The 15,316-nt window shown below is 42.6% G+C and carries 15 protein-coding genes; all 15 read left to right on the plus strand.

Annotated elements, in window-relative coordinates; genetic code table 11:
- Positions 1-7 precede the first annotated feature (7 nt).
- The 15 genes from F891_RS02200 to F891_RS02270 all read left to right on the plus strand — a co-directional run bounded on the left by F891_RS02200 (position 8) and on the right by F891_RS02270 (position 15,316).
- A complete protein-coding gene (locus F891_RS02200) occupies positions 8-2,335 on the plus strand; it encodes a fimbria/pilus outer membrane usher protein (protein WP_005261818.1) in 2,328 nt (775 codons plus the stop codon).
- Positions 2,336-2,347: 12 nt separating this feature from the next.
- Positions 2,348-2,758: a hypothetical protein gene (locus F891_RS02205; protein WP_005103244.1), complete on the plus strand. Its 411-nt coding sequence runs from the start codon at positions 2,348-2,350 to the stop codon at positions 2,756-2,758.
- Positions 2,759-2,999: 241 nt separating this feature from the next.
- Positions 3,000-4,280 carry a glycosyltransferase family 4 protein gene (locus tag F891_RS02210; protein WP_005261819.1) on the plus strand — a complete coding sequence of 427 codons (1,281 nt, stop codon included), beginning with the start codon at positions 3,000-3,002 and terminating at the stop codon, positions 4,278-4,280.
- Between the two features lie 20 nt (positions 4,281-4,300).
- Positions 4,301-4,852 carry a phosphatase PAP2 family protein gene (locus tag F891_RS02215; protein ID WP_004278361.1) on the plus strand — a complete coding sequence of 184 codons (552 nt, stop codon included), beginning with the start codon at positions 4,301-4,303 and terminating at the stop codon, positions 4,850-4,852.
- 87 nt (positions 4,853-4,939) lie between these two features.
- Positions 4,940-5,140, plus strand: a complete 201-nt coding sequence (gene iscX / locus F891_RS02220) for a Fe-S cluster assembly protein IscX (protein ID WP_004278360.1) — start codon at positions 4,940-4,942, stop codon at positions 5,138-5,140.
- Positions 5,141-5,250: 110 nt separating this feature from the next.
- Positions 5,251-5,682, plus strand: a complete 432-nt coding sequence (gene ndk, locus F891_RS02225; protein ID WP_004647460.1) for a nucleoside-diphosphate kinase — start codon at positions 5,251-5,253, stop codon at positions 5,680-5,682.
- Positions 5,683-5,804: 122 nt separating this feature from the next.
- Positions 5,805-7,040, plus strand: coding sequence for a dual-specificity RNA methyltransferase RlmN (rlmN, locus tag F891_RS02230; RefSeq protein ID WP_004278358.1), 1,236 nt, complete (start codon positions 5,805-5,807; stop codon positions 7,038-7,040).
- A gap of 14 nt (positions 7,041-7,054) precedes the next feature.
- Positions 7,055-7,855 carry a type IV pilus biogenesis/stability protein PilW gene (pilW, locus tag F891_RS02235; protein WP_005261820.1) on the plus strand — a complete coding sequence of 267 codons (801 nt, stop codon included), beginning with the start codon at positions 7,055-7,057 and terminating at the stop codon, positions 7,853-7,855.
- Positions 7,846-8,637 carry a helix-turn-helix domain-containing protein gene (locus tag F891_RS02240; protein WP_005261821.1) on the plus strand — a complete coding sequence of 264 codons (792 nt, stop codon included), beginning with the start codon at positions 7,846-7,848 and terminating at the stop codon, positions 8,635-8,637. Before pilW ends, F891_RS02240 begins: the two co-directional genes overlap by 10 nt.
- A gap of 23 nt (positions 8,638-8,660) precedes the next feature.
- On the plus strand, positions 8,661-9,782 hold the full coding sequence (ispG, locus tag F891_RS02245) for a flavodoxin-dependent (E)-4-hydroxy-3-methylbut-2-enyl-diphosphate synthase (protein ID WP_005261823.1): 1,122 nt from the start codon (positions 8,661-8,663) through the stop codon (positions 9,780-9,782).
- 3 nt (positions 9,783-9,785) lie between these two features.
- Positions 9,786-11,081: a histidine--tRNA ligase gene (gene hisS / locus F891_RS02250; RefSeq protein ID WP_005261825.1), complete on the plus strand. Its 1,296-nt coding sequence runs from the start codon at positions 9,786-9,788 to the stop codon at positions 11,079-11,081.
- A gap of 30 nt (positions 11,082-11,111) precedes the next feature.
- The gene (locus F891_RS02255) at positions 11,112-11,810 is read left to right on the plus strand and encodes a YfgM family protein (protein ID WP_005261827.1); all 699 of its coding nucleotides are present in this window, start codon (positions 11,112-11,114) and stop codon (positions 11,808-11,810) included.
- The gene (bamB, locus tag F891_RS02260) at positions 11,807-12,955 is read left to right on the plus strand and encodes an outer membrane protein assembly factor BamB (protein ID WP_005261833.1); all 1,149 of its coding nucleotides are present in this window, start codon (positions 11,807-11,809) and stop codon (positions 12,953-12,955) included. Before F891_RS02255 ends, bamB begins: the two co-directional genes overlap by 4 nt.
- A gap of 168 nt (positions 12,956-13,123) precedes the next feature.
- Positions 13,124-14,533, plus strand: a complete 1,410-nt coding sequence (gene der, locus F891_RS02265; protein WP_005103252.1) for a ribosome biogenesis GTPase Der — start codon at positions 13,124-13,126, stop codon at positions 14,531-14,533.
- 138 nt (positions 14,534-14,671) lie between these two features.
- Positions 14,672-15,316, plus strand: coding sequence for a 4'-phosphopantetheinyl transferase family protein (locus tag F891_RS02270; protein WP_005261835.1), 645 nt, complete (start codon positions 14,672-14,674; stop codon positions 15,314-15,316).

Here is a 15,316-nt window from a genome sequence, read left to right on the forward strand (position 1 = left end):
TAATACTATGAGATCCACAAAAGTCCTTCTTATGATTGTATGTGGGATGGGATTGTCAAATATCAATGCAGAAATAATTCAAGGAATAACAAAGCCAGAAAACCCAGAAATACTTATCGTTAATATTTGGGTGAATGGCTTAGATTATAACACGGAAACAGTAACTTTTTTTGAGGGGGATAAGAGGTTTGTTGAATGTAAGGCTTTGGAAAATATTGGAATTCGTGTAGAGAAAACACCTCGGCATACAATTAAGAAGGATTTTTGTCTTATTACTCAACCGGGAATTAAAGTCGAAGATGATTATAGTTTGCAAGCAATAAAAATATTTTTCCCTGTCGATTATTTTGTGGGAACTGACTATGATCTGCAAATAGAAATTCCTGAAAAAGCAAACTTTGGAGGTTTTGTTAATTATAATTTATTTTATAATAGAGATGATGAAGACCAAGATTTTAATACGTTTTCAGAATTTGGCATATTTAAAGATTATTGGTTATTTAAAAATGCTTTTTTATATCGAAAAGAGCCTGATGAGTTTGAAGAAAATTTGTTAAGAGTAAATAGCACTCTAGATATTGAATTTCCAGAAAAGTATTTAAGATTAACTATAGGAGATACTACAAGTACTTATAATTCATTAAATAGTTCTTTTCGTTTCGGAGGATTAAGTTTTGGAACAAATTATACAGATCGACCAGATTTTATCTACTGGAACACTCCTAACTTAACAGGAAGTGCAAGCCTACCTTCAACTGTAGACTTATTCATTAATGGTGTAAGACTTTATAGGGACTCAGTTGCTCCGGGATATTATAACCTTCCAGCTGGAGGTGTTTTAAGTCAAGCTGGGAATGCTCAAATAGTAGTTGAAGATATTTTAGGTAATCGTACTGTAAGAAGTTTTCCTGTTTTTATTAATAGTCGATTACTTAAACCAAAACTAAATGAATATAATATCTCATTCGGTAAGCTGCGTTATAGTTATGATTCTGTAGATGATGATTACCGTGACTTTTTTTCTAAGTTTTATTTCCGTCGTGGTATTAACTCTTTTACTACTTTAGGTGTCGATCTTTTGTATAACCAGGATGTTAGTAATCTTGATTTATTGTGGACGCAAGGTATAAGTAAATATTTTTTAATTGATAGTGCTTTTTCAGCTAGTCAAATTAAAGATGGAGATCAAGGTTATGCTGCTAAAATTAGCCTGACTCGAAATTTAAGAAATTGGTCTGTAGGATTAAATGGTAAGTATTTCTCTGAAGAATACGAATATCTGGGAAATAATTTATATGAATCTAATGTAAAATATTCGGGGATGTTCTATTTTAATTTTTCTAATCTAAAATTTATTGATAATTTGGGTTTCAATTATATATATCAATCTTACTACAATAATAATGGATTATTAAGCGAAGACCGTAAATTTTTTGATATTAGAGCATCTAAGGCTTTAACAAATAATTTATATACTAATTTTGGTTTTTATAAGGACTATAGTGATGAGGATGATCAAGGATTTAATATTGCTCTTTATTATAATTGGGGAGCAAATAAACGAATTTCCCTAGACCATGATACGGCCGATAATGAAACAGCTTTAAGTTTTAGTCGAACCACCTCAACCCAAAATGGTTTCGATTATGTAATAGGCGTAAACCAAGCTGATGATGAACTTCATTACAATGCTTATGGTTTATGGAAAACCAGTGTTGGCAATTTGCAGCTTTCTCATGATGAATATGAGGATCGTCGCAATTCACAGCTTAGTTTTGATGGTGCTTTAGTCTGGCTAGGGAGTAAAGTAGCGCTGACTAAATATGCAGATAATGCGTTTGCACTTGTGCACGTGGATCAGCACCCAGACTTAGATATTTACCGTTCGGCTGGACTGGTGGGGAGTACCAATAAAAATGGTTATATGTTCGTTCATAATCTGATTCCTTATATTCATTATGATATTTCTTTTGATCATAATCAGTTAGGCTTAGATGAAACTTTCGAACAATCTTCAAAAAAAATAATTGGACTTGAACAGCGAGGATATCGGTTAAATTTTCCTGTTCACAAAACTAAGCGTATAGCCCTTAGACTCAAAGATATTAAACAAAATAATTTATCACCAGGCTCTGAAGTGGTAGTAGAAGGCATAACTGCAGAACCTTTTTTTGTGGATAGTCAGGGAATGGTTTATTTATACCTCTTCAAAGCCGGTTCATATAGCCTCAAAGTCCAGACTCAAGGAGGCCAACAGTGCCAAGTTCAGTTCACACTTAATGAAAATCAATTCCAGAACTTAGATAAACAAATGCTAGAAGCAATATGCAGATAGGAGTACAAAAAAATGAAAAAACTCTTCATATTTATAACTACCTTACTAATGAGTGGAATCGCGGCAGCTCAGTATTGTTCTATTGATGGATTTACTGATTCAGAATTGCGTCTGGCAAGTTATCAACGTAGCCAAGCTGCAACCTCTTTTAATGTTTCTTGTGATAAAGGTTACTCTATCTTATTCAGTAGCCAAAACTTGATAAATCCGGATGGTACAAGTTATGTATCGAATGGTCCTTATAAATTACGAACCAAATTAAATTTAAGTGGGGCTAACAGTAATCTATGGGGGGTAAAACTTGATCAAAATTCTGGAAAAAGACAAAAATATATTATTTCTGTTCAACTAGTTGATAATCCTTATAGTGGTGTGCCTGCAGGAGACTATCAGGACCAGATCTCAGTCGATATCGATTTTTAAAAATAAAATTTTAAATATCAAAAAGCCTATAATGATAATAAATAATTGAAAATATTTGAAAGTATTGAAGGGGAGTGTGTAGTAAGTGAATATCTGTTAAACAAGCAGATATTCACTTACTTTTAAGTCGAATGGAGAAGTGGTAAGCATTGTTGTGGAGTTGTATTTAAGCTTCATGATTCATCAAATAGTCATGAGATCTTTCTATACTGGGTGAAAAATATAAGCGAATAGGTGCGAGATGCAACAAATTTCCATCTCAGAATTATTAGAGCAAAGACCTGTTATTCACAAAATCCAGTTTGATTTAAAAGAACAACGTAAACAGGCCATTCATGACAAAATAGTCCTAGAAGATCTGACACGGTCCCGTTTAAAAATTGCCATCGTTACCGAAACCTGGCCTCCTGAAATCAATGGTGTTGCCCATGCTTTATTGCAACTTTGTAAAGGATTGCAAAAACAGGGACATAAGATTTTATTAATACGTCCAGAACAACGACAAGCCTGTAACGATTTTAAACCACATAGTGAATGTCTGGTTAAAGCGCATTGCCTTCCTAAATATAGCAATTTGCAGTTTGGTAGACCGCAATTTCTAAAAATCCATCAAGCTGTTGAAATTTTTACACCTGATATTATTCACATTGTGACCGAAGGCCCTTTGGGTCTGGTAGCTCAACAGCTTGCAAAATTCCATAAAATTCCAGTCTCTAGCGGTTTCCATTCGTCATTTCAAGAATTTAGTCGGTTTTTTGATTTGGCTTTTTTACTGAAGCCGATTCAAGGCTATTTAAGGTGGTTTCATAACAATACTGATTTGACCTGTGTCCCCAGTCGAGGTACGGCTCAAGCCTTAAATCAGTTTGGTGTAACTTGTCCCTTGGCAGTTGTGGGCAGAGGCGTCGATCCAGATACATTTTCACCAAAGTGGCGATCACCAGATTTGCGCTATGCTTGGGGAGTTTCAAACGAGACCCGGGTGATGTTGTATGTCGGACGGCTTTCTCCTGAAAAGGAAATTGACGTGCTGATCAAAACCTATTTTGTGCTGCGCCAAGTTCGTCAGCAAGATATACGTTTGGTAGTGGTTGGAGATGGGCCGGATCGCACTCGACTGCAACAACTGAATCAGGATGGCAGTATTGTTTTTACCGGTAGCTTGACAGGAGAAAAACTGTCAGCGGCGTATGCCAGTGCAGATGTATTCTGTTTTGCCAGTCAGGTTGAAACCTTTGGAAATGTGGTATTGGAAGCGATGGCCAGTGGCTTGCCAGTGATTGCTTATGATTATGCTTGTGCAAACTTGCATGTGCAGCATGGTGAAACGGGATGGTTGAGCAGACTTGGACATCAGCGGGGTTTGATTCAGCAGATGCTCGGACTGCCTGATCTGCAAAGATTACAGCAGATGGGCGCGCAAGCACGTAAAAAAGCCGAAAAAGTAGGCTGGCAATATCCGGTCCGGCAATTTGAACAGGCACTGTATTCACTGGTACAGCATCAGGAATACAGGATATAAAACAAGAAAGGAGCACCAGTGTGAAACTCCAGAATGTAAAGATTAAATTTTTAGAAATCGATTTGAAAGGCTGTGTTTATCTGAATCATTTTTCGCATTCAGTCCGTATTGCCACTTTTTTTAAAATGATTAGCCGCTTAGGAAATGGTGCATTTTGGTATTTCATGCTGATACTGGTTTGGATCATGCAAGGCTTGATCTATACCGTGCAGATTGTTTATCTGATTTTGGGAAGTACTATAGGTACTATGATTTACAAGGTGCTTAAAATCAAAACTGTACGACCACGTCCTTATCAGGTACATCAAGTGATCCGTTTGGGTGAGCATCCACTGGATCATTTCAGTTTTCCTTCCGGGCATACCTTGCATGCCGTGATGGCAACCACCGTTTTAGGTTATGTCGCACCTTTATTACTGATGCTGATGTTGCCTTTTACGGTTCTGGTCGCAGTGTCCCGAATGGTGCTGGGATTGCATTATCCAAGTGATGTGGCAGTTGGCGCAATTCTGGGTGGCATGATGGCAATTGCCATTGTCCTGACCGCGCCTTATCTGAATATTGTGCTGTAAAAATAAGTGAAAGCCGGAGCAAAGGCTCGCAGATTTTCACAGATTTGTTAAAGTACAGCATCAAAGCAATTATGGTGAGAAATAGAGATGGGTTTACGTTGGACTGACACGCTCGATATCGCGATTGAACTCTATGAAGCGCATCCAGATGTGGACCCGCAGTGGATTCGTTTTACTGATTTACATGCCTGGGTGTGTGCTTTGCCTGAGTTTGAAGATGATCCAACCAAGTCGACTGAAGGTTTGCTTGAAGCCATTCAAATGGCATGGATTGACGAGGCACGCTAAGGCCTCATCTTAAAAAAGCATTTTTTTACAGATGAAAAGCAGAAAAATGCGCATTATCTCGGTATAATGCGCCAAATTTTCATGTCAACAATTGACTTAAGGAGCCTATCATGGCTATCGAACGTACTTTATCTATCGTTAAACCAGACGCAGTTGCTAAAAACCACATCGGCGACATCTTTGCTCGTTTCGAGAAAGCTGGTCTTCAAATTGTTGCAACTAAAATGAAACATTTGACTCAAGCTGAAGCTGAAGGCTTCTATGCTGAGCACAAAGAACGTGGTTTCTTTGCTGACCTAGTTGCATTTATGACTTCTGGTCCAGTGGTTGTTTCAGTTCTTGAAGGCGAAAACGCTGTTCTTGCTCACCGTGACATCCTTGGTGCGACGAATCCTAAAGAAGCTGCTCCTGGTACTATCCGTGCAGATTTCGCTGTAAGCATCGATGAAAACGCTGCTCACGGTTCTGACTCTGTAGCATCTGCTGATCGTGAAGTTAACTACTTCTTCGCTCAAACTGAGATTGCTCCACGTACTCGTTAATTCGCAGTATTCAAGCCAGATAAGTGTTATTATACTTATCTGGTTTTTTTATTCTCTGAATAATTCTTTGCTCACATATTGAGCTTCTCCTTTCATCTTTAGACATGGTTTAGGTAATACACATGAGTACTGAAGCAGTCGCTGTATCAGCAGTTTCTGAGCCACAGCAACACACTCCATCCGCTCCAGCACAGGCAAATACTGTCGAGAAAGTGAATTTACTTGGCATGTCACGTCCGCAAATGGAAAAATTCTTTGAGGACATGGGTGAGAAGAAGTTTCGTGCCGGGCAGGTGATGAAATGGATTCACCAGTTCTTTGTGACTGATTTTGCTGAAATGACCAATATTTCCGGCAAACTGCGTGAAAAACTGGAAAAGATTTGTGAAATTAAAGCGCCTGAAGTGGTGCATAAAAACTATTCCAAAGATGGAACCCGTAAATGGGTATTCCGTGTTGGCGATGGCGAAGGTTCTCTTGTTGAAACGGTACTGATTCCTGCTGAACATCGCAGTGGTTTACGTCGCACTTTGTGTATTTCTTCACAAGTGGGCTGTGCACTGGACTGTTCATTCTGTTCGACCGGTAAACAGGGTTTTCAGCGCGATTTGACCCAGGCTGAAATTATCGGTCAGCTCTGGATGGCGAATTATTCCTATATGGAAGATGTGCCTGTACTTGAGCGTGAACGTTCAGTCACGAACGTGGTGATGATGGGTATGGGCGAGCCATTGCTCAACTACGATGCAGTATTGAATTCAATGCGCATTATGCTGGATGACTTTGCATACGGCATGTCAAAACGTCGTGTGACTTTATCGACTTCTGGTGTGGTACCGAAAATCGATCAGATGGTCAAAGATATTGACGTGGCGCTGGCAATTTCATTGCATGCGCCAAATGATGAACTGCGTAACGAGCTGGTGCCGATCAATAAAAAATATCCGCTTGAGCAGCTGATTGCTGCATGTCAGCGTTATATTGCCAAAGATGGGAATGAAAGTTCACGTAAACATGTAACGATTGAATATGTGATGTTAGATGGCGTGAATGACCATCCTGAACATGCGCAGCAAATGATTAAGCTGTTGAAGAATTTGCCAAGCAAGATTAATTTGATTCCTTTTAATCCGTTCCCGCATGCGCCATATGGCCGCTCAAGCCGCAACCGGATTATTTCTTTCCAAAAAACTTTGTCTGATGCCGGTTTTGTGTGTACGATTCGTCAGACACGCGGTGATGACATTGATGCCGCGTGCGGACAGTTAGTCGGACAAGTTGCTGACCGTACCCGTCGTGCGGAACAGTGGAAAAAGAAAATTGCGCAATCGAATGAGATCATGCGCTCACAAGGATAATAAGAGGTCGCCAGTTGAGAAATCTAACATCAAAGTTTGCTTTGATTTCAACAGTATGTGTGTCTTTGGTTTTAGTCGCGTGTCAGACGCCAGATCTGGGTCAGAAAGACCCTGAAAAGGCCACCAAAGTCCGTACCCAATTGGCGGTAGAATATCTGAGAACAGGTGACCTGGATGCAGCCAAACGTGCGCTGGATCAGGCACTTGAGACTACTCCGCGTGATTCTCAAGCAAATATGATGATGGGTGTGCTACTGCAACAGGAAGGTAGTAAGCTTAATCTCGAAAAAGCAGATCATTATTTCAAGCGCGCGATTTCGGCCGATCCGAAAAATGCGCAGGCGCGAAATAATTACGGCACCTATTTATATCAGCTTGAACGCTATAATGATGCGATCGAGCAGTTTCAAATTGCTGGTGCCACGTTGGGTTATGATCAGCGATTCCGCGCACTGGAAAATATGGGGCGGATTTACCTGAAACTGGGTGATACAGCAAATGCTGAAAAATCATTCAAACAGGCGCTGCAAGCCAATCGCGATTCTTATATTTCAATGTTAGAGTTGGCAGAAATATTTTATTTAAACCAGCAGTTCCCGGCGGCGACACAAATGTATCAACAGTTTGTGCGTGGTGTGGGGCAGAAAAATCAGGGTGCCCGTGCACTCTGGATTGGCATTCGCACTGCGCGTGCCGGAGGTGATCAGTTGGGTATGCAGGTATTGGTCAACCAGTTACGTGCACTCTTTCCTGAAAGCCAGGAATACCAACGTTATTTGCAATTACAGTACAGTACTGAGGCCGTATGGAAGTAAATCCTAATTCACCATCGAATCATTCGAGCGTAGCTCCAAATGCGTTAGGAAATATTCAACGTCCGGGCGAGTACTTGCGCCAGATTCGTATCAATCAGCAACGCAATCTGGAAGATGTAGCGAAAGAGCTGAATATTCCGCTCAAAACCCTGACTGCACTGGAACAGGACGAATATAAGTCTTTGCCTGAAGCGACCTTTATTAAAGGTTATTACCGGACTTATGCCAAATTTCTGGGTGTAGATGCGTCTAGTATTATTCAGCGATTTGATGAAATTTATACCAATGATACCGGGTTGCTGCCGAATCATGCCTTGAACAATTCTCCTATTAAAATTATGGGGAAATTGCCAGGTTCCAAACGTGACCGCAATCGTAAATGGTTAAAGCGCATTTTTATTACGCTGGTACTGCTGCTGATTTTGGGCGCACTGTTTGCCATGATTCAGAACTGGTCGAGCAGTAATTCACAAAATAGCAGTGAAGTCTCTGGAGTAGGCGCTTCTAATGTCGAGATTCTGAATCTGGATACAGGTGCCGCACTTTCCGGTGATCAGCTGAAGCTTGATTTTAACCGTCCGACTTCGGTGCATATTGTCGACTCGGCGGGTAATGTTCTGGCAACTGGCCGTCAGGCATCGAGCTTGCAACTGAATGGTGAAGCGCCATTCCAGATTCGTCTGGATGATGCATCGGCTGTATCACTCAGTTTAAATAATGAAAATATTTCATTGTCACCCTACACTGTGAACGGAAAAGCAGAATTCCGTTTATCACCTTAACAGATCAAGAGTAGAGCAGAACGATGATCGTAAATCCAATTAAACGTCGTCCAACACGTAAAATTCGTGTGGGTTCAGTTTATGTGGGTGGTGATGCACCAATCAGTATCCAGTCGATGACCAATACTGAAACCTGTGATGTAGCAGCTACGGTTGCTCAGATCCATCGCTGCGTCGATGCAGGCGCGGACATCATGCGGGTTTCTGTGCCTACCATGGAAGCGGCGGCGGCATTTGGTGAAATTCGCAAGCAGGTCAATGTACCTTTGGTGGCGGATATTCACTTCGATTATAAAATTGCTTTGGCAGTTGCCGATTTGGGTGCAGACTGCCTGCGGATTAACCCGGGCAATATCGGTTCGGAAGCGAAAATCCGTGAAGTGGTGGCCGCGGCACGTCATAACGACATTTCCATGCGGATCGGGGTGAATGCCGGCTCACTGGAAAAAGATATTCAAAAGAAATATGGCGAGCCGACTGGTCAGGCTTTGCTTGAATCTGCGATGCGTCATATCGATATTCTAGACCGTCTGGATTTCCAGGAATTCAAAATTTCAGTCAAAGCCTCGAATGTGTTCCTGACCATGGATGCGTATCGTTTGCTGTCACAGCAAATTGATAATCCGCTCCATCTGGGTGTCACAGAAGCGGGTATTTACCGTACCGGTTCGGTTAAATCTGCGATCGCTTTGGGTGGTCTGCTGATGGAAGGCATCGGGGATACCATGCGTATTTCACTGGCTGCCGAGCCTGAAGAAGAAATTAAAATTGGTTTTGATATTCTGAAATCGTTGGGTCTGCGCTCAAACGGGATTAACTTCATTGCCTGCCCAAGCTGTTCACGTCAGGAATTTAATGTGATTTCCGTGATGCAGCAACTTGAAGAGCGTTTAGAAGATATTCGTACCCCAATGGATGTCTCGGTCATTGGCTGTAAGGTCAATGGTCCGGGTGAAGCCAAAGAAGCGGATATTGGTGTCGTAGGTGCAGCACCACGTTCACTGGTGTACCGTAATGGTGAAAAGAGCCATTTAATTGATACGAATCAATTGGTTGATGAAATCGAAACCATGGTTCGTCAACGTGTTACCGAGCTTGAAGAAGCTAAATCTAAAGAAATTATTCGTACAAGTTTTCCTGAGTAGATCATGAGTTCAATCGTCGCAATCAAAGGTTTTAATGACATTCTCCCAACGCAAACCCCAGCTTGGAGACGTCTTGAACAGCATCTATCCGGTTTGATGGATGCCTATGGCTATCAACAAATCCGTTTGCCTATCGTTGAACAGACTAATTTGTTTAAACGTTCGATCGGTGATGCAACCGATATCGTTGAAAAAGAGATGTATACCTTCCTCGACAAGGGTAATCCACCTGAGTCTTTGACACTACGTCCTGAAGGAACGGCAGGTTGTGTACGTGCCATGCTGGAGCATAACCTGCTGCGTGGTGCGACGCCTCGTGTTTGGTATATCGGACCCATGTTCCGTTATGAAAAACCGCAAAAAGGCCGTTACCGTCAGTTCCACCAGTTTGGTGTGGAAACCTTTGGTGTGGCAACACCGGATATGGACGCAGAACTGATTCTGATGACGGCGCGTCTGTGGAAACGTATGGGTGTGGCAGACAAGGTTCAGCTTGAGTTAAATACACTCGGTGAGTCGGATGAGCGTGCAGCATATCGTGCGGCACTGGTTGAATTCCTGGAGTCGCATAAAGCGGATCTGGATGAAGATTCTCAGCGCCGTCTGACCACGAATCCATTGCGTATTCTGGATTCTAAAGATGCCAAAACACAAAGCATCTTGGAAAATGCACCGAAACTTCATGATTTTATGGGTGAAGAAACGCTGGCGCATTTTGCCCAGTTACAGCAGTATTTGACTGATGCAGGCGTAAGCTTCGTGATCAATCAAAAACTGGTACGTGGTCTGGATTACTACAACAAAACTGTTTTTGAATGGACCACAACTCACTTGGGTTCACAAGGTACAGTGTGTGCCGGTGGCCGTTATGACGGTCTAGTGGGTCAACTTAAAGGAAAGGCAGATCAGTCTGTCCCTGCGGTCGGTTTTGCTATGGGGATCGAGCGTTTATTGCTTCTGCTTGAACAGGTTGAAGACAATACCCGGGCACGTGATTGTGAAGTATTCCTGGTGGCTGAACCGGCTTCTCAAGGTAAAGCTTTGGTCATTGCGGAGCAGATTCGTGATCAGCTTGAAGCAACAGACAGTCAGGTTCGTCTGAAAGTAGGCTCACAAGGTTCAATGAAATCGCAAATGAAAAAGGCCGATCAAGCCGGTGCTTTGTATGCGGCGATTTTGGGTGAACGTGAACTGGAAGCTCAGGCGTTTACTGTGAAAGAGCTGGCAACCGCAGAGCAATCGAATGTACCATTTACGGACTTCGTTGCATTTTTTAGTACTAAAATTTCTTCAAAATAATCGATAAAACATTAGGAAAAGGGTAATCTCATGAGCGCAATGAGTGGTGATGAACAGTTTGAAAGCTTAAAATCCTTTACGAAGAAATATGGTTCTTCGATGATTACCGGGATTTTAATTGCGCTGATTGCCTTTTTTGGATGGGAATATTGGCAGAAGAAAAACCTGGCAGAGTCGCAAATGCACACTGCCAAGGTTCAGCAGTTGATGGATGATGCACAGGCATCGAAAGGTGATGGTTTTGCCAAGTTGTCTGAAGCTGCGGACAAGATTGTCAAGGAAGCACCTGATTCAGCTCAGGCGATTCAGACCCAGTTGGTGATGGCTAAACTGGCTTATGACAAAGAAGATTATGCTGCGGCCGAGAAAGCACTACAGAAAGTTGAAAACTCGAAAGTAGATGATAAAGGCCTGGTTCAGGTGGTTAAACTTCGTCTGGCCTATGCGCAACTGGCACAGAAAAAATATGATGCTGCATTGAAAACTTTAGAAGCAGTGACTGAACCTGCATTTAAAGCAACTGCCGATGAAGCACGTGGCGATATCTATGTTGCCAAAAATGATATTGAAAATGCGAAAAAAGTATATCAAAGTGCATGGGATGCTTTGATTGAACGTAAAGAAGAACGTCAGATTTTACAAATTAAGCTCGAAAGCGTAGGCGTGTTAGTCGATGATCCAGAAATCGAACGCCCAATTATAGAAACACAAGCGGAAGAAGCTGCATGAATAGAAAATACAAAATTACCTGTGCCTTGACTGTTTTAACGCTTGCACTGGCTGGCTGTGCAGGTAAAACCACTAAAGTTCCAGAAGTAAAACCGAATCCACTTCCAAAACTGACCCAAGCCAAAACCCTGGTCCCTGTATTTTCCACCAGTGTGGCGTCAACAGATGCTGCTGATCCGTTGCGTTTACGTCTGGATGCAGACAATGGCGTGGTCTTTGCGATTGACCCGAAAGGCGAAGTGTCTGCATTTAAAGGCAAACAGCGTCTGTGGCAGAAGAAAGTCAGCAAAGACAATTTAAGTTCTGGCGTTGAAGCTGCCGAAGGTCTTGTTGTCGTCGGCAACCAGAAAGGCCAACTGTTTGCGCTGGATCAGCAAACCGGCGAGCAAAAATGGACTGCGCAATTGACGGGTGCTTTACTGGCACCTTCATTAATTCATGCTGGTCGTGTCATTAGCGTGAGCAATGACGGCACAGTATATGCGCATGAAATTGCGACGGGTGCGCAAGTTTGGACTTATAACTTACCTAATGTACAATTCAGCCTGCGTGGCATGGCTGCACCTGTTGCATTAGATGCTCGTAATATACTGATTGCCTCTTCCAATGCTTATATCTATGCATTGGATGCCTTAAGTGGTGTGCCAAAATTACAGCGTCGTGTCGCAGTGTCGGATGGACGTTCTGATATCCAGCGTCTGGTGGATATTGACGGGGAACCGGTCGTTGCAGGCCAGTTTGTGGTGACCACCAGTTATCAAGGTCAGGTGACTGTGCTGGATTTAGCTTCACAACAGGTGGTCTGGAGTGAAGATGCCAGCAGTATCCAGCGTCCAGAAGTTGTGGGCAATGGTGTATTTGTGGCGCAAACCGATGGCAAAATCAAAGCCTTTGAGATTACTTCGGGTCAACCGCTTTGGGAAAATGACCAGTTGCTGAATCGCAAGTTAAGTAATCCGGTGATGCTGGGTACTGACCTTGTAGTCGGTGATCTGGATGGTGTCTTGCACCTGATTGATCCGCGTACTGGACAGATTACTGGTCGTTCGAAAACTTCTGGGGAAGTGCGTAGCTTACGCGTCATCGACAACCAGCTTTATGTTTCTACACGCAAGGGCGCATTAAGCATTTGGCAGAACCGTTAATTTTAACGAGCCTTATGCTAAACTAGCCACAACCGTATTTTTGTGAACGCGGGGTGATTGAAAAATCAATGCCCCGTGTTTTTATTTAGGGTATTTCCCCCTTATATCTTCCTATGCTTTCTGATGTTCAGGCTACTTTGACGCCTGATATTGAATAAAGGTTACTCTATGAAACCCGTAATTGCGCTCATTGGTCGTCCGAACGTCGGAAAATCGACGCTGTTCAACCAGATTACCAAGAGCCGTGACGCATTGGTGGCAGACTTTGCAGGTCTGACACGCGACCGTAAATATGGCGATGCTACTTATCAAAATAAATCTTTCATTGTGGTCGATACTGGCGGTATTGGCGAAAATGAAGGTGGTATTGATTCATATATGGCAGAGCAATCCAAGACTGCCATTCATGAAGCCGATATCATCATTTTTGTGGTTGATGCGCGTGCCGGACTGCTGGCATCTGATGAACAGATTGCCCGTGAATTGCGTACTTTAGGCAAAAAAGTCTTTCTGGTGGCCAACAAGGTCGACGGCGTACATGCTGAAGCTGCCTTGGTTGAATTCTACAAACTGGGTATGGGCGAGCCGCTACAAGTGGCAGCCAGCCATGGTCGTGGTGTTCAGCAGATGCTGGAAGATGTACTTGCTGATGTACCTGAAGATGAAAATCCGGAAGAGCATGACAAAAACACGGGTCTGCGTTTAGCGATTATTGGTCGTCCGAACGTAGGTAAATCCACGCTGGTGAACCGCTTGCTCGGTGAAGAGCGTGTGGTGGCATTTGACCAGCCGGGTACAACACGTGACTCGATTTATATTCCATTCGAGCGTGATGGCCGTCAATACACCCTGATTGATACTGCCGGGGTGCGCCGTAAAGGTAAAGTTGATGAAATGATTGAGAAATTCTCGATTGTTAAAACTTTACAGGCAATGAAAGATGCTAACGTAATTGTTGTTGTGGTTGATGCGCGTGATGGTATTGTTGAGCAGGACTTGCATTTGATTGGCTATGCACTTGAAGCGGGTCGTGCCATGGTCATTGCAGTCAATAAATGGGATAACATGACTGAATATGATCGTAAGCAATGTAAGCTCGATGTAGAGCGTCGCTTCGATTTTATTCCATGGGCCAAAGTACATTTGATTTCTGCATTGCATGGAACGGGTGTGGGCGATCTTTATCCATCGATTCACCGTGCTTATGATTCATCTCGTTTGAAAGTATCACCGGCAAAAATCACCCAGATTTTAAATGATGCGACAGAGGCTCACCAACCACCTATGGTTCAGGGTCGTCGTATTAAAATGCGTTACGCACATATGGGTGGACAAAATCCGCCGACGATCGTGATTCATGGTAACAAGGTGGATAAAACTCCTGCGGATTATCGTCGTTACTTGGAAAACGTGTTCCGTAAAGTGTACAAGCTTGAAGGTACACCGATTAAAATCGAGTTTAAAACTTCTGAAAACCCGTTTGAAGGCCGTAAGTCTCAAGTGGATGAGCGTGCAGCTGCGCGTAAACGTCGTTATGTACAGAAGTTCAAGAAAGCCGAGAAGAAATTTAAACGCTAATTCTATAGTTTAAATTTTTCGGATAAAAAGCCTGCGTAAAGCGGGCTTTTTGTTTTGAGAAAATAATGAATTTCTCTCCCAATAAAAGTGTGAATTCTTTTACACTCAAATCAATTGATATCTTTTTAATGGATTCACGTGGCTCGGCTGATTCAAATTCATCTGCATCAACTTTCTGATCTGACTTGTCATTCGTTGTCAGACCGCAAAACCCAGGTTGCCGAACGGAAACGCGAAGTGGCGTGTTTGCGTAATCAGCTTTTATCCCAATCTTTTGAATTGCCAGTTAGCGATCAACAGGTGGTGCGGACGAATTTCGGCAAGCCTTATTTAAATGACTATCCGGACTTCAGTTTTAATCATAGTCATAGTCAAAATTTCTACGCCCTGGCCACGAGCAGGAATGTCCAAAACTTGGGAATTGATATTGAAGAACTGAGTCGTAAGGTTCGTTTTGAAGCCTTGGCACAACATGCCTTTCATCCCGAAGAATTAAAACATTGGAAAACGCTGGCTTATGACCCTGAATACTGGTTTAAAGTCTGGACGACCAAAGAGGCCGTGTTAAAGGCATCAGGCTTGGGAATCCGGATCAACCTGAATGAACTGAATACTAATCTTCATCCTGAGCAAAATGGCGGGCGCTGCGAACACCCAGAGATTGGCGTCTATGCCTATCAAAATTATACGCTTGCTGGCTGCATGCTCACCGTGGCCTGGCAAAGTGAGGATTCCTGCAAGGGATTGAGATTTCCTGTGATCCAGATTCATCACACTGTCTAA

The organism is Acinetobacter sp. CIP 101966, from assembly GCF_000369725.1.
In the GTDB taxonomy this organism is placed as follows: Bacteria; Pseudomonadota; Gammaproteobacteria; order Pseudomonadales; family Moraxellaceae; genus Acinetobacter; species Acinetobacter lwoffii_Q.